Source organism: Cupriavidus sp. Agwp_2, from assembly GCF_040784895.1.
GTDB lineage: Bacteria > Pseudomonadota > Gammaproteobacteria > Burkholderiales > Burkholderiaceae > Cupriavidus.
The window spans coordinates 1,585,522-1,608,959 of sequence record NZ_CP088083.1; the positions used below are offsets into that span (position 1 = coordinate 1,585,522).

Here is a 23,438-nt window from a genome sequence, read left to right on the forward strand (position 1 = left end):
TCCCCGTAAAGGCAACATCCATGCCCGACGTATCCACACCCGACGTATCCATGACCAATGCCTGCTTCTACCTGCGCACGCCAGACGCCCAGCGCCTGCATGTGCGCCTGGCCGGCGCCGCGCACGGCGAGCCATGGCTGGTCCTGCATGGCGGCCCCGGCAGCGGCTGCCCGGCGGCGATGGCGGCATGGTTCGACTTGCGGCGGCACCGCGTGGTCATGCCGGACCAGCGCGGCGCCGGCCGGTCCAGGCCGGCGGGGTGCCTGCGGCGCAATAACGTGGGCGCGCTGCTGGCCGACCTGGAGCAGTTACGCCGCACGCTGGGCATCGAACGCTGGGGCGTGGTCGGCGGATCGTGGGGGGCGGCACTTGCGCTGGCCTATGCCGCGCGCTGCCCGGATGCAGTGGCGGCGCTGGTGTTGCGCGGCGCGTTCCTGACCGGGCGCGACGACGTGTTCAACCTGTTTTCGTCGCGCCATGGCGGCCGCATGCTGGAACGCGTCAGGCCGCTGGGCGAGCGCCTGAGCGATGCCCGTGCACGCCTGATCACTGTGTCACGACTGTTTCAAAGTGGGACACCTGTCCAGAAACGGGACACCGCCGCGGCGTGGCGGGCGAGCGAACAAACATTGCTTGGCATGCCGCGGCGGTTGCGCTCCCGCCGCCCGCTCCTGCGCGAGCGCGAGGCCACGGTGGCCAAGTACCGCATCCAGGCGCACTACCTGCGCAATCGCGCCGGGCTGGGCAAGCCGGCCCTGCTCAGGGCGGCGCGGGCGATTGCCGCGCACGGGCTGCCGGTAACGCTGCTGCATGGCCGGGCCGATGCGGTCTGCCGGCCCGCCAATGCGCTGCGCCTGCAGGCGGCGATGCCCGGCGCGCGCCTGGTGTGGGTGGATGGCGGGCACCTGACCGGCGGTGCGATGGGCGCAGCACTTGCCGCCGCCATCGGCGCGCCGGGCGTGGCTCAGCCGGGCTGGTGCGGCAGTCCGCGCGCTTCTTCCATCTTCCGGTAGACCGTATTGCGCGAAATGCCCAGCGCCTTGGCCGCCGCCGAGATATTGCCGTGGTGCGCCCTGACGGTGGCGACGATGGCCTGGACCTCGACCTCGGCCAGCCGCGTCGGCTGCGCACCCGGCGGCCCGCCCGTCAGGGCATGGGCTGCCGGCGCGGCCGCCCGCGCCTGCCGTTCGCGCAGGTCGTCCAGGAAATCGTCGGGCAGGTGGTCCTCGGTGATCTCGGCTTCGCCTTCGGCCATCAGCCGCGCGGTGCGCAGCAGGTTGCCGAGCTGGCGGATATTGCCCGGCCAGTGGTAGTGCCGGAACATCTCCATCACCGAGCCCTTGATGCGCGGTGGCACGCCTGCGGCCTGCTCCTGGCGCAGCAGCTTGCCGGCCACCACGTCCAGGTCGCTGCGCTCGCGCAGCGCGGGCAGGCGCACCACCAGGCCGTTGAGGCGGTAGTACAGGTCCTCGCGGAACTGCCCGCCGGCTACCATCTCGCGCAGGTTGCGGTTGGTGGCGCACACCAGCGAAATATCGATATGGATCACCTTGCTGCTGCCCAGCGGCTGCACCGCGCGCTCCTGCAGCGCGCGCAGCAGCCGCCCCTGCAGGTGCAGCGGCATGTCGCCGATCTCGTCCAGGAACAGCGTGCCGCCGTTGGCCAGCAGCATCTTGCCGATGCCGCCTTTCTTGCGGGCGCCGGTGAAGGCGCCTTCCTCGTAGCCGAACAGCTCCGATTCGATCAGGTTTTCGGGGATCGATGCGCAGTTCACCGCGATGAACGGACCCGCGCGGCGCGGGCTGTCGGCGTGGATGGCGCGCGCCATCAGTTCCTTGCCGGTGCCGGTCTCGCCCAGCACCATGACCGGGATGTCCTTGCCGATCACCTTGCGCAGCTTGCCGATGACGGCCCGGATCTGGGTGTCGCCGGTGTCCAGGTCATCCAGCCCCTCGGGCCCGGACGGGTCGGCGCGCAGGCGCTGTGGCGCCACGACGGCCTCGCGCGCATCGGGGCGCACATCGTGGCGCACATCCGGGCGTACATCGGGGCGCGCTGCGTCCACGCCGGGCACCGCGCTCCGGCTGGTCTTCCATTCCACGCGCGCGCTGACCTTGACGCCGCTTGGCAACTGCAGCTGCACCATGGCCGCCTGTGCCGCGCGCACCGCATCGAACAGCTGCGACATCGACATGCCGAACAGCGAAGAGAAGGTATGCGCCTGCAGCGCGCCGTTGGACAGGCCCAGCTGGAACTGCCCGCTGCGGTTCGCCGACAGGAAGCGCCCGCCCGGCGTGAACGACACGATGCCCTCGACCAGCGTGCCCAGGAACTCCGCACGCGAATGGAAGCGGATGCACACCATGTCGCGGAAAGCGTTGCCGAACAACTGGTTTTCGATCATCTGCGCCGACATCCGCACCAGCGCCATAGTGTGCTTGTGGAAGCCGCGCTGGTCGCCGGTCACATCGAGCGCGCCGACGGTCTTGCCGTAGGGATCGAGGATGGTCATGCAGGAACAGGTCAGGAACTGGTTGGCCTCCAGGAAGTGGTCGGCGCCGTGGACCAGCGTGGCACGGTTCTCGGCCAGCGCGGTGCCAATCGCGTTGGTGCCGCGGGACGACTCCGACCAGTCCGCGCCGGCGCGCAGCGCCACCTTGTCGGCGCGGGCAAGGAAATCGTCGTCGCCCAGCGAGTGCAGGATCAGGCCGTCGGCGTCGGTCAGGATCACCATGCTCTGGGTGTTCACGATCTGGTCGTAGAGCGTTTCCATCACCGGCAGCGCATAGGTGAACAGTGATTGACTGCGTTCGATGCGGGTCTTCAGCTCGCTCTGCAGCACAGGGCAGAAGTCCGGCGACTCATATGGGCGCAGGCCATAGGAAGCGGAACGCTGGTGGGCCTGGGCAATCAGTTCGGCGCGTTCGGGTTGCGCAGGTTCACCTGCCGTGGCGGCTTGGAAGGTCATCTCTGTGTCTCCTGTGGAAGGTCGCCCGCGATCTTTGCGCGGGTCGCTGCCGGCGCCTTCAGCGGGCGCGTGTCCGACAGTGTTGCGTCATGAAGCAAGACGCTTGCCAGAGTGTGGCATTGCGGGACACCCGCGCGCCGATGGCTTGTTCCGCTCCGGCTGGCGCGGCCCTGGCCAGCGCTGCTGCGGAGCGGTTCCGCGTCCCGTCGGGCCCGTGTCCTGCCCGCTGGTATGGCTCTTGCGGAAATGACGTCAAACACAGAACCCATTCACCGCAGGAGACATCCATGAACACGCAGCGCCATTTGCTTGCCTTGCTATCGCTTTGCGCGGCCCTTGCCGCCCTTGCCACCCCCGCCTCCGCGCTGGCCCACGGCGACGTCACGCCACAGGCCGTCGACACCAAGGCCCTGCCACAGCTTGGCGACGAATGGCGTCCGGACAATCCCTACCGTACCGGCGCCGCGCAACAGGAAGCGCAGCGCATCGGCAGCTCGGCCTACAACCAGAACTGCGCGCGCTGCCACGGCCTGGAAGCGGTGTCCGGCGGCATCGCCCCCGACCTGCGCAAGCTCGACGGCGACTGCGTGTCGCTGGCGGATGCCAAGAAGAAGCAGGCCTGCATGGGCGAGATCTCGCAGTTCTACACCACCACCGTGCGCAAGGGCCGCACCCGCGACGGACGCGTCTACATGCCGCCGTTCGACGGCGTGCTGAGCCAGGAAGCGGTGTGGGCGATCAAGACCTACCTGGAATCCCGGCGCGAGTGAGCGCCGGGCGTCCCGCAGGCCATGCCGTTCCACATGCCGTTCCTATAGCCGTCGTCATTCAATTCCAGGAGAGACCTCATGCCTGCCAGCCCAGTCAGTGGCCAGAGGCTTTGCCAGACCCACGCTGCACCAGCGGCACCGGCATCTACCCGGCGCCGGCTGTGCCTCGCCTTGCTGGCGGCCGGCGCGTTGCTCTGCACACAGCCCGCGTTGGCGGACCTGGCCAGGATCCGCCAGAACGGCTCGCTCAAGGTCGCGGTCTACAAGGGCCTGCCGCCTTTCTCGGCGGTGGCGGGCAGCCATTACGACGGCATTGACGTCGCGCTGGCCAAGGCCCTGGCCAGCGAACTGGGTGTGTCGGTGTCGCTGCTGCCGTTCGATGCCGACGAGAACATGTCCGACGACCTGCGCTCGATGGTCTGGCGCGGCCACTATCTCGGCTATGGCCCCGCGGACGTGATGCTGCACGTGCCGGTCGACCGCGCCTTCATGCGCGCCAACGACAAGGCGCTGATCTTCGCGCCTTACTACCGCGAGACCTTCGTGCTGGTGCGCGACCGCGAGCGCGTGCCGGACTTGCGTAGCCTGGACGACCTGGCGGGCCAGCCTGCCGGCGCGGTGGCAGGCTCTGCCGGCGCCAGCGCGCTGCTGTCAGGCGCGGGCGGCGCCTTGCGCGACAAGGTGAAGATCTACCCCGAGGCCGGGCAGGCGCTGCGCGCGCTTTTCGCCGGCGAGATCGCCGCCGCGATGGTGACCCGCGCGCAATACGAGAGCGCGCTGCAGGCCGCTGGCCAGTCCGGGGCGCGCTTTGCCACGGCGGACGTCAGCTCGCCGCTGCTGCCGCCGCGCGGCTGGGCGGTCGGCATGGCGATCAAGGCCGGTGACACGGAACTGGCGCAATCGCTGGAAAATGCACTGGACGCCCTCAGGCGCAAGGGCGAACTGGCGCGCATCTTTGCCGGCTATGGGGTGACGATGCAGGAGCCGTGAGGCGAGGGCGATTGCCGTCATGGGCAGGCCAGCGCCGCTGCGGCATACAGCAGCAGCGCCACCAGTATCACCACGGTAAAGCCGGCATGGATGGCAACCAGCGTGGCCAGCACCGCCGCCACCACCGATGCGCAGGCGTTGATGCCCCAGGCCCACGGCACCAACGCTTCGTCGCGAGCCGCGATCCGGTCCAGGCCGAGCGGAAAGGGCATGCCCATCAGAAACGCCAGCGGCGCGATCAACAGCACCGCGACGGCAATCCGGGCCGGATCGGGCAATGCGATCAAGAGCCTGAAGAGGGCCGGCAGCCCCGCGAGGTAGAGCAGCGATATCGCCCAGATGCCGGCGACCGCCAGCATCACCTGGCGCCCATCGCGTGAGGGGAGGCGTTGCGAGTAGCGGCTGCCAAGCCCGGCGAAACAAAGGAAGGCGCACAGCACTACTGCCACGGCGTACAGCGGATGGCTCAGGAACAGGATGAATTTCTGGATGAAGGCGATCTCGACGAACATGAAGCCGACCCCGACCGCCAGGAAATAGAAGCCGACACGCCATGCGTGCGGACGCTGGCTGCCGCCGGTTGCGACGGGGGTGCGCCGCCGGAGTATTCGCAGCGGGACCACGATCAGCAGCAATGCCGCGGCGGTTGCCTGCAGCAGCGTGGCGACCAGCACCGGATAGCCCCATTCCAGCAGGGGCAGGCCGCCCTGCGACTTCAGCGCCAGCAATTCAGGCAGCGTGCGCCATTTGAAGAAATGGAAGAAATAGGGCTTGTCATCGGTGGCGGGCCGCACGTCAAACTTGTATTCCGACAGGAAGCGCGCACGATCGGGGCCGAGCAAGGCTCGCGCAGTCTCGAAGAAGTAAGGCTTGTCGAGCACGTTGTAGCGATTGGCCTGGCCCGGCTGGATGCCGGGAAAGTACTCGACGTCGAACGAACGGGCGCGACAGAAGGCCTGCAACGCGGCAAGCTCCGCCGCGTCGAACTCGCCGTTTTTTACCAGGAGCGTCGCCGTCTTCCAGCCGCGGATCAGCACCAGCCGCCGCGCCGGCGCCGGCACGTCCATGCCCTCCATGGCTGCCACGGCGGTGGCGAACAGCTTGGGGATATCGCGCGGCGGCAGCGTGACCCAGCGCGTGATCGCCAGCATGCCGCCGGGACGCAGATGGCGCAGGTAGCCCTGGAAGGCTTCCACGGTATAGAGATAGCTCTCGGACAGCGCATACAGGCCCGCTGACGATGTGCTGAACGAATCGAGCAGGGCTACCTGGATCAGGTCGTAGCGGTCCTTGCTGGCCGCCAGGAAGCCGCGCGCTTCGCCGGTAAAGACACGCACGCCCGGTGCGCTGTACGGCTTGCCGGAGAACGCGGCGAAGCGGCCCTGGACCAGTTCGATCACCTGCGGATTCAGTTCCACGGCATCGACAGCGCTGGCGTGATGCCAGATTGCCTGCAGGACGTCCGCCCCGGCGCCGCTTCCCAGCACCAGCACCCTGGGGTTTCGCAGCAGGTGGAACGGCAGGGCAGAGGTCAGGTCGCCGAGGTACGCCAGCGGCTCGCGCCGGCCGTCATAGCGGTTGAGCGCGCTGAGCCCGTCGCCATCCGTCAGCACGGCCAGTTGCGGCGGCGGCTCGGTGCGGGCATTCAGGCTCAGTCCGGGCGCATGACGCAGCGGGATCGACGGGCTTTCCACCACCGTGACCAGCCCGAGCGGACTGGAGCGCTGCGCCACCACCCGTGCATCGCCGATGCGCAGCAACTGGCTCAGCTCCTTGTACTCGGATGGCCGCAGCGCGATCCATTCTTGGGGCACGGCAGCCGGCACTAGCGCCGCCACCAGCAGCAGCGCCGGCAACCATGGGCGATGCCAGCGGCATTCCATGCTAGCGAGCGCGGCCGCCGCCATGCCCGTCGCGCTGACCAGCCGCAGCGCCCCGACCGGGCTCAAGGCGAACAGCGCCACGATGATCCCGAGGCAACCCAGCCCGGCCCCCAGGATGTCGAAGCTGTAGACGCGGTGGACCTGCGCGTTGAAGCGAGAAAACACCAGGCAGACGCTGGTCGCCGCGCAGAAGAACGGCACGAATAGCAACAGGTAGAGCAGCAGCAGGCGCAGCGGCTGCGATGGCTCCCACAGGATTTCCAGCGGATTGAAGGCGACTTGCTGGGCAATCGCGAAACACGCCATCGTCCCGGCGCCGAAGAGCAGGGCGCCCGCAGCGAATGCCGGCATGAAATGGCGCAGCAGCGCCTGCCGTGCGAGGGCGACCAGCGCGCCGGCCGCGCCATAGCCCAGCAGGGCGACACTGATCATCATGTAGGCGAAGTGGTGCCACAGGATGATGGACAGCAGCCGCATCAGCAGGATTTCATAGCCGAGCGCAGCGGCGGACAGCAGGGCCAGGGCAAGCAGCGGCGGTCGTGGCATGGGCCGGCGGCGCGCTATTGCTTGCTTACCAGCGGCACGAACCTGACCGGCAGGATCTGCCGGGTGGACACGGCGCCGTCGGCGGCCTTCTCGACCAGCAGCAGGTATTGCGTCATGAACTGCGCGCCCACCGGGATCACCATGCGGCCGCCAGGCTTGAGTTGGCGGATCAATGGAGGCGGCACATGGCTGGCCGCGGCGGTGACGACGATGGCGTCATACGGCGCGTGTTCCTCCCAGCCGTAGTAGCCATCGCCAACCTTGCACGCCACTTGCCGATAGGCCAGTCGCTTCAGCCGGTCGCAGGCCTGCCGTCCCAGCGGCTCGATGATCTCGATGGTGTAGACCGCCTTGACCAGTCCGGCCAGCACAGCCGCCTGGTAACCCGAGCCGGTGCCGATCTCCAGCACGGTATCGCCAGGCTTTGCCATCAGCAGGTCAGTCATCAGGCCGACGATATAGGGCTGCGAGATGGTCTGGCCATGGCCGATGGGCAGCGGGCGGTTGTGATAGGCGTACGGCTTCTGCCCATCGGGAACGAACTCGTGCCGCGGTACCTGACCCATCACCGCCATGACGCGCGGGTCCAGCGTGTGTCTGCCGCTGGCCGCACCGGTGCCGGCCGCGACGGTGGCGATCTCCTTCACCATCTCGGCGCGCTCGGCGGTGCTTGCGTCCTGGGCGCTGGCGCTGCGCCATGCCGGCGCCACGGTGAGGGCGGCGGCGAGCAGTAAGAGGGCGGGTGACGGTTTCACGGCAAGCACCGGTAGGTTGCCTTATGGACATCGTAGTCACGAAAACGCGCGCTTCTAAGGGCTCGGGCCACGCGGATAATGCACATGGCTCGCCAAGTGGCAAAAGAGGCGCTTTCAGGATTTTTTGAAAAACACTTGCCACTTTGTTTCGGAGGCCCTAATATTCGCCCCCTCCTGCAGCGCAAGCAGCACTGCAAGCCGGCAGGAGGAAGTGGGTAGTTGAGATTTACTTCGGCTGGCAGCGCCAGTCGGAAAAAGAAAGTTCTCGAAAGTAGTTGCTAAATCGTAGAAAATTCTTTAATATCTCGTTTCTTCGCTGCTAACCAAACAGCGACGCGACCAGCAAAGCGAATCGCGAAAGTTCTTTAACAAACAAACACCGATAAGTGTGGGCGCTTGATTAACGGATGCGAAAGACCTCGGTCTTTCAGCTTACAAGTTATACAGTGCTCGCACAGCAAAACGTGACTGGGTCTTCGGATCTGGTCAGTCAGTTTTCTGAGAGTGAGCGACCGCTCGAAAGAGCGAGGGAGCCGCGAGGCTTCCACACAGAGATTGAACTGAAGAGTTTGATCCTGGCTCAGATTGAACGCTGGCGGCATGCCTTACACATGCAAGTCGAACGGCAGCACGGGCTTCGGCCTGGTGGCGAGTGGCGAACGGGTGAGTAATACATCGGAACGTGCCCTGTCGTGGGGGATAACTAGTCGAAAGATTAGCTAATACCGCATACGACCTGAGGGTGAAAGCGGGGGACCGGTAACGGCCTCGCGCGACAGGAGCGGCCGATGTCTGATTAGCTAGTTGGTGGGGTAAGAGCCTACCAAGGCGACGATCAGTAGCTGGTCTGAGAGGACGATCAGCCACACTGGGACTGAGACACGGCCCAGACTCCTACGGGAGGCAGCAGTGGGGAATTTTGGACAATGGGGGCAACCCTGATCCAGCAATGCCGCGTGTGTGAAGAAGGCCTTCGGGTTGTAAAGCACTTTTGTCCGGAAAGAAATGGCTCTGGTTAATACCCGGGGTCGATGACGGTACCGGAAGAATAAGCACCGGCTAACTACGTGCCAGCAGCCGCGGTAATACGTAGGGTGCGAGCGTTAATCGGAATTACTGGGCGTAAAGCGTGCGCAGGCGGTTTGATAAGACAGGCGTGAAATCCCCGAGCTTAACTTGGGAATGGCGCTTGTGACTGTCAGGCTAGAGTATGTCAGAGGGGGGTAGAATTCCACGTGTAGCAGTGAAATGCGTAGAGATGTGGAGGAATACCGATGGCGAAGGCAGCCCCCTGGGACGTCACTGACGCTCATGCACGAAAGCGTGGGGAGCAAACAGGATTAGATACCCTGGTAGTCCACGCCCTAAACGATGTCAACTAGTTGTTGGGGATTCATTTCTTCAGTAACGTAGCTAACGCGTGAAGTTGACCGCCTGGGGAGTACGGTCGCAAGATTAAAACTCAAAGGAATTGACGGGGACCCGCACAAGCGGTGGATGATGTGGATTAATTCGATGCAACGCGAAAAACCTTACCTACCCTTGACATGCCACTAACGAAGCAGAGATGCATCAGGTGCCCGAAAGGGAAAGTGGACACAGGTGCTGCATGGCTGTCGTCAGCTCGTGTCGTGAGATGTTGGGTTAAGTCCCGCAACGAGCGCAACCCTTGTCTCTAGTTGCTACGCAAGAGCACTCTAGAGAGACTGCCGGTGACAAACCGGAGGAAGGTGGGGATGACGTCAAGTCCTCATGGCCCTTATGGGTAGGGCTTCACACGTCATACAATGGTGCGTACAGAGGGTTGCCAACCCGCGAGGGGGAGCTAATCCCAGAAAACGCATCGTAGTCCGGATCGTAGTCTGCAACTCGACTACGTGAAGCTGGAATCGCTAGTAATCGCGGATCAGCATGCCGCGGTGAATACGTTCCCGGGTCTTGTACACACCGCCCGTCACACCATGGGAGTGGGTTTTGCCAGAAGTAGTTAGCCTAACCGCAAGGAGGGCGATTACCACGGCAGGGTTCATGACTGGGGTGAAGTCGTAACAAGGTAGCCGTATCGGAAGGTGCGGCTGGATCACCTCCTTTCAGAGCGTGCATCCCAGGTTGAGCGTCCACACTTATCGGTAGTTTGTTGGTTAAGGCCAGGTGGCCAAATGCAAGCGCTTAAGGATTGAGCGTTTGCATTTGGCATTGCCAAGCGATCGGAACGATCGGCTGTTCTTTAACAATATGGGATGTAGTAAAGGTGTCGCGCGAGCGTTGATGAGACGCTGCAGTACCAACGCGATACCGGGTTGTGATTGTATCAACCAAAATGTATTTAAGTGATCGAAAGATGACTTGGAATACGGCACAAATGCGAGAACTCAACCTGTAGTGAGCGGTGTCATAGAGCGCAAGCTTGAGACACACTTGTTATAGGGTCAAGCGAACAAGTGCATGTGGTGGATGCCTTGGCGATCACAGGCGATGAAGGACGCGGTAGCCTGCGAAAAGCTTCGGGGAGCTGGCAAACAAGCTTTGATCCGGAGATGTCCGAATGGGGAAACCCGGCCCGAATGGGTCATCCCACACTGAATTCATAGGTGTGGGAAGCGAACGCGGCGAACTGAAACATCTAAGTAGCTGCAGGAACAGAAATCAACCGAGATTCCCAGAGTAGTGGCGAACGAAATGGGAACAGCCTTGTACTCTTTAGCAGCATTGTTAGCAGAACGGGATGGAAAGCCCGGCCGTAGCAGGTGATAGCCCTGTATGCGAAAACAGCGTTGTGGAACTAGGTGTACGACAAGTAGGGCGGGACACGTGAAATCCTGTCTGAAGATGGGGGGACCATCCTCCAAGGCTAAATACTCGTGATCGACCGATAGTGAACCAGTACCGTGAGGGAAAGGCGAAAAGAACCCCGGGAGGGGAGTGAAATAGATCCTGAAACCGCATGCATACAAACAGTCGGAGCCTGGCAACGGGTGACGGCGTACCTTTTGTATAATGGGTCAGCGACTTACATTCAGTGGCAAGCTTAACCGATTAGGGCAGGCGTAGCGAAAGCGAGTCCGAACAGGGCGTTGAGTCGCTGGGTGTAGACCCGAAACCAGATGATCTATCCATGGCCAGGTTGAAGGTGCGGTAACACGTACTGGAGGACCGAACCCACTAACGTTGAAAAGTTAGGGGATGAGCTGTGGATAGGGGTGAAAGGCTAAACAAATCTGGAAATAGCTGGTTCTCTCCGAAAACTATTTAGGTAGTGCCTCGTGTCTCACCTTCGGGGGTAGAGCACTGTCATGGTTGGGGGGTCTATTGCTGATTACCCCGCCATAGCAAACTCCGAATACCGAAGAGTGCAATCACGGGAGACAGACATCGGGTGCTAACGTCCGGTGTCAAGAGGGAAACAACCCAGACCGCCAGCTAAGGTCCCCAAATATAGCTAAGTGGGAAACGAAGTGGGAAGGCTAAAACAGTCAGGAGGTTGGCTTAGAAGCAGCCACCCTTTAAAGAAAGCGTAATAGCTCACTGATCGAGTCGTCCTGCGCGGAAGATGTAACGGGGCTAAGCTATATACCGAAGCTGCGGACGCACAGCAATGTGCGTGGTAGGAGAGCGTTCTGTAAGCCTGTGAAGGTGTCTTGTAAAGGATGCTGGAGGTATCAGAAGTGCGAATGCTGACATGAGTAGCGATAAAGGGGGTGAAAGGCCCCCTCGCCGTAAGCCCAAGGTTTCCTACGCAACGTTCATCGGCGTAGGGTGAGTCGGCCCCTAAGGCGAGGCAGAGATGCGTAGCTGATGGGAAGCAGGTTAATATTCCTGCACCGTCGTATGATGCGATGGGGGGACGGATCGCGGAAGGTTGTCCGGGTGTTGGAAGTCCCGGTCCCTGCATTGGAGAAGGCGCTTAGGCAAATCCGGGCGCGGAATTCAAGGATGTGGGGCGAGCGGCCTAGTGCTGCGAAGCAATTGGAAGTGGTTCCAAGAAAAGCCTCTAAGCTTCAGTCATACGAGACCGTACCGCAAACCGACACAGGTGGGCGAGATGAGTATTCTAAGGCGCTTGAGAGAACTCGGGAGAAGGAACTCGGCAAATTGGTACCGTAACTTCGGGATAAGGTACGCCCTGGTAGCTTGACTGGCCTGCGCCAGAAGGGTGAAGGGGTTGCAATAAAATGGTGGCTGCGACTGTTTAATAAAAACACAGCACTCTGCAAACACGAAAGTGGACGTATAGGGTGTGACGCCTGCCCGGTGCCGGAAGATTAAATGATGGGGTGCAAGCTCTTGATTGAAGTCCCGGTAAACGGCGGCCGTAACTATAACGGTCCTAAGGTAGCGAAATTCCTTGTCGGGTAAGTTCCGACCTGCACGAATGGCGTAACGATGGCCACACTGTCTCCTCCCGAGACTCAGCGAAGTTGAAGTGTTTGTGATGATGCAATCTCCCCGCGGCTAGACGGAAAGACCCCATGAACCTTTACTGTAGCTTTGCATTGGACTTTGAACCGATCTGTGTAGGATAGGTGGGAGGCTTTGAAGCGTGGACGCTAGTTCACGTGGAGCCGTCCTTGAAATACCACCCTGGTTTGTTTGAGGTTCTAACCTTGGCCCGTGAATCCGGGTCGGGGACAGTGCATGGTAGGCAGTTTGACTGGGGCGGTCTCCTCCCAAAGTGTAACGGAGGAGTTCGAAGGTACGCTTGGTACGGTCGGACATCGTACCTAAAGTGCAATGGCAAAAGCGTGCTTAACTGCGAGACCGACAAGTCGAGCAGGTGCGAAAGCAGGACATAGTGATCCGGTGGTTCTGAATGGAAGGGCCATCGCTCAACGGATAAAAGGTACTCTGGGGATAACAGGCTGATACCGCCCAAGAGTTCATATCGACGGCGGTGTTTGGCACCTCGATGTCGGCTCATCTCATCCTGGGGCTGTAGCCGGTCCCAAGGGTATGGCTGTTCGCCATTTAAAGAGGTACGTGAGCTGGGTTTAAAACGTCGTGAGACAGTTTGGTCCCTATCTGCCGTGGGCGTTGGAATCTTGACGGGGGCTGCTCCTAGTACGAGAGGACCGGAGTGGACGTACCGCTGGTGTACCTGTTGTCTCGCCAGAGGCATCGCAGGGTAGCTATGTACGGAAGAGATAACCGCTGAAAGCATCTAAGCGGGAAACTCGCCTGAAGATGAGGATTCCCTGGAGGCTTGACCTCCTTGAAGGGTCGTTCGAGACCAGGACGTTGATAGGCTGGGTGTGGAAGCGCAGTAATGCGTTAAGCTAACCAGTACTAATTGCCCGTAAGGCTTGATCCTATAACCAGTGTGTTTCACCTGGTGTGTGTGATCGTGTCGGTGCCCTCGGTTGGCACAATACGCACAACCCAAGACTACATCCCGATTCGCAGCGTTGACCTCAACCTCAGCGCTGCACCCCCTTATGCCTGGTGACCATAGCGAGCTGGAACCACCCCTTCCCATCCCGAACAGGACCGTGAAACAGCTCCGCGCCGATGATAGTGCGGACTACCCGTGTGAAAGTAGGTCATCGCCAGGCTCTTATTGTGCAAAACCCCTCGACAGCGTGTGCTGCGAGGGGTTTTTGCTTTTTTGGATTTGATTTTTGTTGCAAGGCAGTAGGTGGCCTGCTGGCGCGGTTGATGACATGTTGTCGGCCGTTAAAGCGCCGGTCTCGCTGTTGATGACATGCTGTCGGCTGTTTGGGCGTCCGCTGTTCGCTGCCTATGACATGCTGTGGGCCGTTGAACCGCCTGGTTCCGCCCTCCTGGGCGGGTCACTTTTTGTCCGAGCGACAAAAAGTAACCAAAAAACGCGTCGCCTGAGCGGCTGGCTATCAATTCATCGGCGTGGGTGGTTCGGGCGGTGGTGATTTCCGTTCGACGGGGCTGGTGGTTCGCACCTGCTACGCTAGGTGAGTTTGGGATAGTGGCTGCGTCGAACCGCTATTGGACGATCCCCATGCCGGGCGTAGGCCGCCTGCTAAATGCGTTATCGGTGGGACGCCTTCGGCTGCGCTGCGCGCCACTCAGTATCGCAGGTCGGGTGCTCTGGCAGGGAGTGCGTCGCTGCGCTCGCACAGCGCCGTCGTGAAACACGCCTGGCCCGAAGCCGGGGCGAGAACGTGGGCGTAGCCCTGCCACCTTAGGGCCGGCGCGCAGCGCAGCCGCAGGCGTTCCTACCATGCCGCCCGCAGCAGGGTCCACCCACAGCTCTGGGCTCGTTCAAGCATCGCGTCTATCCCGAGCCACCGTGGCGCACCACGGCGTCAGGCAGTCTTGCCCTGCAACGAAGCAAAGCCCCGTACGAAAGCCCCCGTCCGCTACGATAAGAGTGGCCGCCCGCAGGGCCGTAAACGCGTTTTTTGGTTACTTTTTGCCGCTCGGGCAAAAAGTGACCCGCCCAGGAGGGCGGAACCCAGCGGTTCAACGGCCGACAGCATGTCATCAACAGCGACAGCGGGCCGCCAGCATGTGCCCGAGCCACAGCTAAAAACCCCCCAGTACCATAAACTTGGCAACCCCCGCCACGCCAAGCAAAACCATGCTAGCAATCCTGCGCAAAACCACCGACGCGCTGTTCGACACAAACCGTCGCTTTCGGCAAGCCAGGCTGTTCCACGCCACGCGTGTCGCACTGGCATTGCTGGCGTCAATTGCCCTGACCACCGGCATCGATATCCCGCACGGCGAGTGGGCCACCATCACCGTACTGGTGGTCATCGGCGGCCTCCAGCACCACGGCAATATCCGCCGCCGCGCCGCGGAACGGGGGATCGGCACCCTGATCGGGGCCCTCATCGGTCTCGCGCTGATCGTGCAGCAGTCCTTCTTTGGCCAGCCATTACTCACCTACGCGCTGCTGGCGCTGATCTGCGGATATTGCGCGTACCACGCCATCGGCACAGGCGGCTACATCGCATTGCTTGCAGCGATCACGGTGGTAATTACAGCCGGCCACGGCGAGCAGAATATCGCCGACGCGTTCTGGCGCACCGCTGACGTGTTTATCGGTACCGCGATCGCATTGGTGTTTTCCTTCGCGTTGCCGGCCTATGCCTCATACTCATGGCGCATCCGCCTGGCAGGGCTGTTGCGCGCCAGCATGGCGGTCCACACGCGGATGCAGCGCGGTTTTGCTGATGCCGCTGAACTGCGCGCCGCCATGATCGACCTGGGGTCGAAGCTGATCCCGCTGCGCGGGCTGATCCCCTCTGTGGCCAAGGAGACGGGCGTGCCCGCCGCCGAGTTCGAGGAAATCCAGCACGGAGCGCGCGTCTGTATCAGCGCGCTGGAACTGATGGCTACGATCGAGTTTGAGGGCGGCTTGCGGGAGGGCGACGATCCCGGCATCGACGCTACCTTGCTGGCGCTGGCCGACGCACTGGAAACTGGCATGGCACCATTGCCGGCGCCAGCACCACGCACCGTCGTGGCGGAGCCAGAGCCCGGGCCGCTGCCGATCATGGCGCGGCAGCTGGCCGGCGAACTGGCCAGCCTGCGCGCCAGGCTTGACCGGCTGAGCAGGCAGTATGGCTTTCCGTACGCCGCTCGCCCGTAACCTTTGTCAGCGCGGCTTGTCGGCTTGCTTGTCGACCTGTGCGCGTAGCCGTTCTTCCTGCTCGCGCAGCTCAGGCGTGAATTCGGCGCCGAAATCCTCGGCTTCGAACACCTGGCGGATCTCGATCTCGGACTCGCCCTCCATGGGGTTAGGGCAGCGCTTGACCCATGAGATGGCCTCATCCATCGATTTGACCTGCCACAGCCAGAATCCCGCAATCAGCTCATTGGTCTGCGCAAACGGGCCGTCCGTCACGGTCCGCTCCTTGCCAGAGAAGCGCACGCGCTTGCCCCTGGCGCTCGGATGCAGGCCCTCGCCGGCGAGCATGATGCCGGCCTTGACCAGCTCTTCGTTGAAGTTGCCCATTGCCGTCAGCAACTCCGTGCCCGGCATCTTGCCGGCTTCGGAATCGCTCGTTGCCTTGACGATCACCATGACGCGCATTGTCTTCCTCCTTGAAGGCCTGGCTGCCGCCATGGCAGCAGGAGCAAGTCAGAATAGGTGAAATTCAGGCCGCCTTCAAATGACGCCACGGGCGCATGGGATGCCCGCAAGACGGGGTCGGAACCCTTTGCAAAGGGCCCCGACCATCACCCCGCGATCAGCTTGAGCCCGGCGGGCAGCGCTTCCCCGAATACCCGTCCTTCGTCCGCGGCATCGAGCTCGACGATTTCGCGCACCATCGCAATCCAGCTTTGCGGCGCGTTGGCGGCTTCGAGCCGGCGCACGACATCGGCCCGGGTCTCGTCGGGCAGGTCACGGGTGCGGTCGCCGGTCATGCGCGCGATCTGCACCGCGGCGAATGCGGCGGGTTCGACCTTCTTCCAGTCGAGCGCGAGGATTGCGTCGAGCCATTGCGTAGCGATCTCCGCCGGCACCACGCTGTGCGCGCTGCCATAGAACGGCATGCGCGCGCCGATGCGGCCTACCGCCCACCAGGCCAGGTTATTTTCCGATGGCTTGCGCAGCCGCGTCAGCAGCCAGCCGGCAAGCTCGATCTTGGTGTCGGCCGACAGGCGTTCCAGCGATCCGGCCAGGCGCACCATGTCGGCATAGCCACCGCGCGTGGGACCAGCGGGCTTCTTGTAGTGTCCGCTGCCGGGCGGCTGCAGGTAGAACGCCATGTCTTCGAACAAGCGCAGCTGCGCGCTTTCATCGAGGCCGCCAGCGGCGCGCCGCCATAGCGTCCACCACTCCGACCAGTTCTGGCTTTCGTTGACGTACTGGATGCCCTGGTCGTACTGCGACCAGAGCTGCTCGACGCGCCATTCGTCCAGCGGATAGCCGAACCCCGGCCGCACGCAATAGCCGGCCAGGTTCAGCCACAGGCGTTCATGGTCGGCCGTGCGGCGGCGGCGTTTGGCGCGCTCCCAGAACGCGCCGAACAGCTCGCGCAGCAGGGCGCTGTCCCATTGCTCGCGCGCGCCCAGCACCTGCTCCAGTTGCGCACGCAGCCGCTTGACCTCCTTGGGGCCCACGTCCTGAGAGCGGGCGCCGAAGGTGCGGTCGATCGCCTCGATGGCCTGCGGCAGCGACGGATGCGCGGTCGCGGCTACGGGTGCTTCCGCCGGGGCGTCGTTGCCGCGCAGCTGGAACTCCAGCTGCCAGCGTTGCGCGGCATCGGCGATGTCGATGCAGTGGACTTCGAGCGTGCCCACCTCGGTCAGCGATGTGCTGATCTGCACCGGCGTCTCGCGCGGACCGCGGGCGCCGCGCGCCGGCACGACGGTGGCGATCGGCGGCAGGCGCACGAAGTCGCCAGCCGACAGGTCGACCAGCTCGCCTGGCTGGTAGGCGGTGTCGGCAACGGACGACACCAGGTGGAATTGCACGGGGTGCCCGACCCGCAGGGCAAAGGTACGGTCGCTGAGGTGGACCTCATGGCCTTCCTCGGTGCCCTTGGGCAGCAGGCAGATGCCTTGTTGCCCCGACGCACCGTCGTCAAGGACAAGGAAATAGCTGCGCGGCGAGCCGCCCCCGATGCGCGGCGCCTGTCCGCTGCGGGCCCTTGCATAGGCCACCGCGCCGCGCGCCACGGCAATGTCGGGATCGGCGTTGTGCAGCACGTGCAGCGGCGCACCGCGCCATGCGCCCAGGGTCTCGGCGATGCGGCCTGCCAGCGCATCCGCGCGGAACACGCCACCATTGAGCAGCAGGGTGTCGGGCACGGGCAGGGCATCTTCCTGCACCGGCGGCGCTTCCAGGGCCATGCGGGACTGCGCGGCATGTTGCGACAGGAAGCCCGCGACGTGCCGCGTCACAGCCGGATCGGACGCGTATGGCAGGCCGAACTCGACGATGGCACCTCGCGCGCGGCCGGGCCGTTCTGCGGATGCAACCTTGGGGAAGAAACCGTCGACGACGAGTTGCTCGACTTCCTGCCGCGTCACCTCCACCGATCGCGCGCCGCCGATCAGCTTCGAACCCGCACCGAGGAGGGTGACCGTGACGGAATCCGGCGCCTGCGCGCTGAGCAACTGCTCCTTGGCGGCGCGGCTGCGTGCCACCAGCTGCGACAGGCTGGAAGCTGACAGCCGCTGGCCTTCGCCGAGGCGCGCTTCGACCAGGTGCGCCAGCGCCAGGTCCATGTTGTCGCCGCCGAGCATCAGGTGGTTGCCCACGCCTATACGGGTCAACTGCGGCGTCGATTGCGGCTGCCCGTCCTGCATTTCCACCCGGATCAGCGTGAGGTCGGTGGTGCCCCCACCGACGTCGCAGATCAGCACCAGGCGTGTCTGCGCGAGGTCAGCGTCCAGCGTCTGGCGATGGTGGAACAGCCAGTCGTACAGCGCGGCCTGAGGTTCTTCGAGCAGCCGCAGCGCGGGCAGCCCGGCCAGGCGCGCGGCCTCGAGCGTCAGCGCGCGCGCGCCTTCGTCGAACGAAGCGGGCACGGTAAGGACCACGTCCTGCTGTTCGAGCGGCGCATCGGGAAACCGATGGTTCCAGGCCGCGGCGACGTAGCCCAGGTAGCTGGCGCTGGCGACCACCGGCGAGATCTTGTCGGCGTCGTCGGGCCCGCCCCACGGAAGGATGGGCGCGGTGCGGTCGACCGACGCATGCGACAGCCAGCTTTTGGCGCTGGCGACGAGCCGGCCGGGGACCTGCGCGCCCAGCGTTGCCGCCAGCCGGCCGAACACGGTCCGGCGCGCGGCGGCGCTGGCGGCGGTCTGCCAGGGAAGCTGCAGGTCATCGCCGCTGAGTTCGCCCGGCGCCGCGTGGTAGCGGACCGAGGGCAGCAGCGGGCGCGCCGCTACTTCGCCGGGGCTGACCAGCTGGTCGATATCGAAGACGCGGATATCGTCCGACCCGGCCCTCGCGTAGGCGACGACCGTATTGCTGGTGCCCAGGTCGATGCCGACGACGTACTGCTTCGCCGGCGAGGAAGCTGCCTCAGGCATCGGCGCTGCCGCGCACGTCGAACTCGACCTTCCAGCGTTCGCCGTTGCCGCGTGGCACCGCTTCCAGCTCCAGCGTACCGGCCTCGGTCACGCGCGCATGCAGCCTGACCGGCACCACTTCGCCAGCGGTGCGGCCTTCGGCGGGCAGCGTTGCCTGGATCTCTTCCAGTTCCTGCAGTTCTTCCGGACCCCAGAAGTCGAGCAGCGTGCCGACCTGGTCCTGGCGTCGCACCGACGAGCCGAAGAAGCGGAAATGCACCGGCTCGCCCACCACCAGGCCGAACTCCTGCGGCGGCAGCGCGGCATCGGTGCCTTCTTCCATGCCGAACGGCGCCACGCACAGCGCCTGGATCGGCGGCTCGAACCCGGGCACGGCCGGCATCGACGATTCCACCGCGACATAGTAGGCGCGCGCGGTGCCGCCACGGATGCGCACGCCCTTGCCGCGCCGCACGTAGCCGTAGTAGGCCGCGCCGCGTGCCACGGCCAGGTCCAGTTCGGCGCCGCCCAGCAGCCGCGCGGGTGCGGCGCTTTCGCCGGCGAGCCAGCCGTTGAGGGTCTGCAGGATACGCTCGACCAGCAGTTCCGACTTGAACACGCCGCCGTTGAACAGCACCGCGGTCGGATGCAGGAAGGTCGCGCCTTCCGCCTGCGCGCCCTGGAAGCCTTCCAGTTCGGCCAGCGCGGCAACCTGGCGGCCCAGGAACGCGGCCAGGTGGCGCGTGATGGCCGCATCCTGCGCGTACGGCAGCCCGAGCTGCGTCAGGCCGGCCCGGGTACGGCTGACCGGGCGGGCCGAGGCGTCGACCTGCGGGAAGAAGCCTTCCAGGATGGTCTGCGTCAGCTCGGCGCGGGTCAGGTCCGTGCGGATCGAGCCGCCGATCAGCTTCGAGCCGCGGCTCGGCACGACCAGCGGCACGGTATCGGTGGCGGGATCGGTAAGCAGCGTTTCCTTGGCCGCGCGGCAGGCGTAGGTCAGCGCGCGCAGTTGCCACGGATCGGCTTGCGTGCCCTGGGCCGCCAGCTTGCGTGCCACCACGTGGGCCAGCGCCAGGTCCATGTTGTCGCCGCCGAGCAGGATATGGTCGCCCACGGCGACGCGGTGCAGCTCCAGGTTGCCGTCGCGCTCGATCACCGCGATCAGCGACAGGTCGGTGGTGCCGCCGCCGACGTCGACGACCAGGATGATGTCGCCGACCTTGACCTGCTTGCGCCACTGGCCGCCGCTTTTCTGGATCCAGCTGTACAGCGCGGCCTGCGGTTCTTCCAGCAGGGTCATGCGGGCATAGCCGGCCGCGGCTGCCGCTTCGGCGGTCAGTTCGCGCGCGGCGGGGTCGAACGATGCGGGGATCGTGACCGTGATGTCCTGCTCGCCGAACGGCGCGTCGGGATGGGCCTGGTCCCAGGCTTCGCGCAGGTGGTTCAGGTAGCGGACCGATGCCTCCAGCGGCGATACGCGCGAGACTTCCGGCGGCGCGTCGGCCGGCAGGATCTGCGCGCGGCGGTCGACGCCGGGGTGGCACAGCCAGCTTTTCGCGCTCGACACCAGGCGGATCGGCGTGGCCGCGCCGCGGGTGCGCGCCATCTCGCCCACGGCGAAATCGCGCTCGGCGGTCCACGGCAGCGCCAGGTCGCCGGGCGACAGTTCGCTCGCGTGCGGCAGGTACAGGAAGGAGGGCAGCAGGTCGAGGTCTTCGACGGCGCCCGGCGCGGTCAGCTGCGTGATGGCCTGCACTTCCTGGCTGGTCTTCTCGCCATCGCTGGCGGCCAGGTCCACGTAGGACAGCGCGCTGTGGGTGGTGCCCAGGTCGATGCCGATGGCGTAGCGGGCTTCGCTCATAGCTCGACCTCGGCCGGGGCGATCACGGTGGCGTCATGGCGCTCGGCCACGCGGGGCAGGCGCACTTCCTCGACCTTCCAGCCGCGGTGGCTGATGCTGCCGTGGAACGGCGCGCTGCCGACCACGTTGCCGGTCAGGCGGATGGCGGTGGCGTCAAAGCCGTCGGCCACCGTCACGCGGCTGCCTTCGGCTTCCTCGCGCACCGGGCGGATGGTGAAGTGCTCGCGCAGCACCGCGCGGCAACCGTCGTGCACCAGGCGCGCGGCGGCGCCGATTTCCGTGTCGGAATAGCGGGCGATGTCTTCCTCGACGAAGTCGACGAAGCGGGCGTCACGCTGCAGCAGGCCCAGCAGCTGCAGTGCCGCCACCGGGCTGGCTTCCTTCAGTGCGGGAGTTTCAGGCGCTGCTGCCGGGACCGGTGCGGCCACGGGGGCCGGCGCCGCGGTCTCGCCGTTGCGCAGCCGCTTGATTCCTGCCGCGAGCTGGGCGTCGCCGAGGATGGCGAAGAAGGTGCCCACGGCAAGCGAAACCCTGCCGAAGAAAGATAGGTTCGAGTCAGTCATGAAAAAGCTCCCGTGGCCCGTCGGGGCCACCCAGACCGGGATTTTGCCCTAACAAGTGTGACAGCCGGCCAGTTTGCGACGAAACGGCCACGGCAGCTTCCCATGCGCCGCCCGGTGCACGCCGGCCGGCCGGAGATCAGGCGTCGCGCAGGTAGGTCATCAGGCGGTCAGCGCGGCTCGGGTGCTTGAGCTTCTTCATGGCCTTGCTTTCGATCTGGCGGATCCGCTCGCGCGTGACGTCGAACTGCTTGCCGACCTCTTCCAGCGTATGGTCGCTGGCCATGTCGATGCCAAAGCGCATGCGCAGCACCTTGGCTTCGCGCGGGGTCAGCTCGTCGAGCATCTCGCGCACTACCGCGCGCAGGCCCGCCTGCAGGGCGGCATCGGCCGGCGTGGCGTTGTCCGAGTCGGCAATCATGTCGCCCAGGCTGGTGTCGCCGTCTTCGCCCACCGGCGTTTCCATCGACACCGGCTCCTTGGCGATCTTCATGATCGAGCGGATCTTCTCTTCCGGCATCTCCATGCGCTCGGCCAGCACGGCCGGATCCGGCTCCTTGCCGGTCTGCTGCATGATCTCGCGCGAGAGGCGGTTGAGCTTGTTGATCTGCTCGATCATGTGCACCGGCACGCGGATGGTGCGGGCCTGGTCGGCGATGGCGCGCGTGACGGCCTGGCGCACCCACCAGGTCGCGTACGTGGAGAATTTCCAGCCGCGGCGGTATTCGAACTTGTCCACCGCCTTCATCAGGCCGATATTGCCTTCCTGGATCAGGTCCAGGAACAGCAGTCCGCGGTTGGTGTACTTCTTGGCGATCGAGATCACCAGGCGCAGGTTGGCCTGCGTCATCTCGTGCTTGGCCTGGCGCATCTGGCGCTCGGCGGCAAGCATCTTGCGGTTGACCGACTTCAGTTCGGCCAGCGACAGCGTGGCGCGGGCCTGGATGTCGATCAGCTTCTGCTGGTGCGATTCCAGGTCAGGCAGGGCACGCGCCACGGCGGCGCTGTACGGGCGGCCTTCGGCCACCAGTGCCTGCCCCCAGGCAAGGTTGGTTTCATTGCCGGGGAAGCGCGCCACGACGTCCTCGCGCGGCATCCCGCAGCGCTCGACCAGCAGTTGCAGCACCTGGCGCTCGACCACGCGCACGGCATCGACCATCGACTGCACATCGGCGCACAGGCGCTCGATGGTCTTGGCGGTGAAGCGGATCGTGCGCAGTTCTTCACGCACCGCGTCGCGGGCGGTCAGGAAGACTTGCGACTGGGTGCCGTCCGCCGTTTCTTCGCCGCGCATCACTTCGAACTGCGCGGCCACGCGCGCAAACCGCTTCAGGCATTCCTCGCGCAGCTGCGCCGAGTCGGTATCGGCACCGCCCTGCTGGGTCGAGCCTTCGTCGGCATCGTCTTCGTCGCCGTCTTCGTCGTCGGCGCTGACACTGGTGTCTTCGGCCTCGTCGTCGGAAGCGGGGGCTGCGGTGACGTCTGCACCGCTCTCGTCGCTCAGGCCGTCGACCAGGTCGTCGATCGACATGTCATTGGTGGACACCCGCTCGGACAGTTCCAGGATCGTCGCGATCGTCGACGGGCACGCCGAAACCGCATGGATCATGTTGTTCAGGCCGTCTTCGATACGCTTGGCCAGCTCGACTTCCTGCTTGCGCGTGAGCAGGGTGGCCGAGCTCATCTCGCGCATGTACATGCGCACCGGGTCGGTGGTGCGGCCGAATTCGGAGTCGACCGTGGACAGCGCCACCTCGGCTTCTTCTTCGGCCTGGTCGTCGGAGGCGACCGCCGGGCCGTCGCTCAGCAGCAGCGTTTCGGCATCCGGCGTCTGCTCGTAGATCTTCACGCCCATTTCGGCGAACGTGTTGACGATGCTTTCCATCGCCGCCGTGTCGGTGAAGTTTTCCGGCAGGTGGTCGCTGATATCCGCGTGGGTCAGGTATCCGCGCTGTTTGCCCAGCTGGATCAGGGCGCGCAATTGCTGGCTACGCGCGGCGGCCTCGGCCGAGGGGTCAGGCTGAGCCGCGGACCCGCCGGGGGTCTGGCCTAGGCCCTTGATGGCTCCTGCATCTCGTGATTTGGCTGCCGTACGTTGTGCGCCGCTTGTCATTGACTGCTTTTTCCTTCGTGAATGGCAATTCGACGGCAGCGCGCA

General features: G+C 64.6%; 12 protein-coding genes and 3 rRNA genes. 7 read left to right on the forward strand and 8 right to left on the reverse strand.

The annotated features are described in order from the left end of the window. Nucleotides 1-20 precede the first annotated feature (20 nt). The gene (locus LPA45_RS07410; protein ID WP_317921483.1) at nucleotides 21-1,013 is read left to right on the forward strand and encodes an alpha/beta fold hydrolase; all 993 of its coding nucleotides are present in this window, start codon (nucleotides 21-23) and stop codon (nucleotides 1,011-1,013) included. Here LPA45_RS07410 and LPA45_RS07415 read toward each other — a convergent pair. Beyond that, nucleotides 965-2,968, reverse strand: coding sequence for a sigma-54-dependent Fis family transcriptional regulator (locus LPA45_RS07415; protein WP_317921485.1), 2,004 nt, complete (start codon nucleotides 2,966-2,968; stop codon nucleotides 965-967). The two genes, LPA45_RS07410 and LPA45_RS07415, sit on opposite strands and share 49 nt — an antisense overlap. Before the next feature lie 287 nt (nucleotides 2,969-3,255). Here LPA45_RS07415 and pedF point away from each other — a divergent pair, with 287 nt between their 5' ends. Then, nucleotides 3,256-3,738, forward strand: a complete 483-nt coding sequence (pedF, locus tag LPA45_RS07420) for a cytochrome c-550 PedF (RefSeq protein ID WP_116323252.1) — start codon at nucleotides 3,256-3,258, stop codon at nucleotides 3,736-3,738. Nucleotides 3,739-3,816: 78 nt separating this feature from the next. Next, entirely contained in the window at nucleotides 3,817-4,728 is a 912-nt protein-coding gene (locus LPA45_RS07425; RefSeq protein ID WP_116323251.1) for an ABC transporter substrate-binding protein, read from the forward strand. 17 nt (nucleotides 4,729-4,745) lie between these two features. Here the strand turns inward: LPA45_RS07425 and LPA45_RS07430 are convergent, their stop codons facing one another. Together LPA45_RS07430 and LPA45_RS07435 are read right to left on the reverse strand one after the other, a co-directional pair. Beyond that, nucleotides 4,746-7,157: a spermidine synthase gene (locus LPA45_RS07430; protein ID WP_317921488.1), complete on the reverse strand. Its 2,412-nt coding sequence runs from the start codon at nucleotides 7,155-7,157 to the stop codon at nucleotides 4,746-4,748. A 14-nt stretch (nucleotides 7,158-7,171) separates the two neighbouring features. Continuing rightward, entirely contained in the window at nucleotides 7,172-7,912 is a 741-nt protein-coding gene (locus LPA45_RS07435) for a protein-L-isoaspartate(D-aspartate) O-methyltransferase (RefSeq protein WP_233528420.1), read from the reverse strand. A 557-nt stretch (nucleotides 7,913-8,469) separates the two neighbouring features. Here LPA45_RS07435 and LPA45_RS07440 point away from each other — a divergent pair. From LPA45_RS07440 to LPA45_RS07455, 4 genes are all read left to right on the forward strand, one after another. Further along, nucleotides 8,470-10,003 (forward strand): 16S ribosomal RNA (locus LPA45_RS07440). 336 nt (nucleotides 10,004-10,339) lie between these two features. Further along, nucleotides 10,340-13,220 (forward strand): 23S ribosomal RNA (locus tag LPA45_RS07445). A gap of 127 nt (nucleotides 13,221-13,347) precedes the next feature. Continuing rightward, nucleotides 13,348-13,461 (forward strand): 5S ribosomal RNA (gene rrf / locus LPA45_RS07450). The 16S, 23S and 5S rRNA genes sit together here, the layout of an rRNA operon. Before the next feature lie 1,004 nt (nucleotides 13,462-14,465). After that, entirely contained in the window at nucleotides 14,466-15,482 is a 1,017-nt protein-coding gene (locus tag LPA45_RS07455) for an FUSC family protein (RefSeq protein WP_116323375.1), read from the forward strand. A gap of 6 nt (nucleotides 15,483-15,488) precedes the next feature. On the opposite strand, the gene LPA45_RS07460 is transcribed toward LPA45_RS07455, so the two are convergent. The 5 genes from LPA45_RS07460 to rpoD form a co-directional block, all read right to left on the reverse strand. Beyond that, a complete protein-coding gene (locus LPA45_RS07460) occupies nucleotides 15,489-15,926 on the reverse strand; it encodes a YciI family protein (protein ID WP_116323374.1) in 438 nt (145 codons plus the stop codon). A 146-nt stretch (nucleotides 15,927-16,072) separates the two neighbouring features. Then, on the reverse strand, nucleotides 16,073-18,880 hold the full coding sequence (locus LPA45_RS07465) for an Hsp70 family protein (RefSeq protein WP_116323373.1): 2,808 nt from the start codon (nucleotides 18,878-18,880) through the stop codon (nucleotides 16,073-16,075). Beyond that, complete coding sequence (locus LPA45_RS07470) at nucleotides 18,873-20,720, reverse strand: Hsp70 family protein (RefSeq protein WP_116323372.1); 1,848 nt, start codon at nucleotides 20,718-20,720, stop codon at nucleotides 18,873-18,875. Before LPA45_RS07470 ends, LPA45_RS07465 begins: the two co-directional genes overlap by 8 nt. Further along, nucleotides 20,717-21,283: a DUF2760 domain-containing protein gene (locus tag LPA45_RS07475; protein WP_116323371.1), complete on the reverse strand. Its 567-nt coding sequence runs from the start codon at nucleotides 21,281-21,283 to the stop codon at nucleotides 20,717-20,719. The genes LPA45_RS07470 and LPA45_RS07475 overlap by 4 nt, the downstream gene beginning before the upstream one ends. A gap of 136 nt (nucleotides 21,284-21,419) precedes the next feature. Beyond that, on the reverse strand, nucleotides 21,420-23,393 hold the full coding sequence (gene rpoD, locus LPA45_RS07480; protein ID WP_116323370.1) for an RNA polymerase sigma factor RpoD: 1,974 nt from the start codon (nucleotides 23,391-23,393) through the stop codon (nucleotides 21,420-21,422). Between the last annotated feature and the right edge of the window lie 45 nt (nucleotides 23,394-23,438).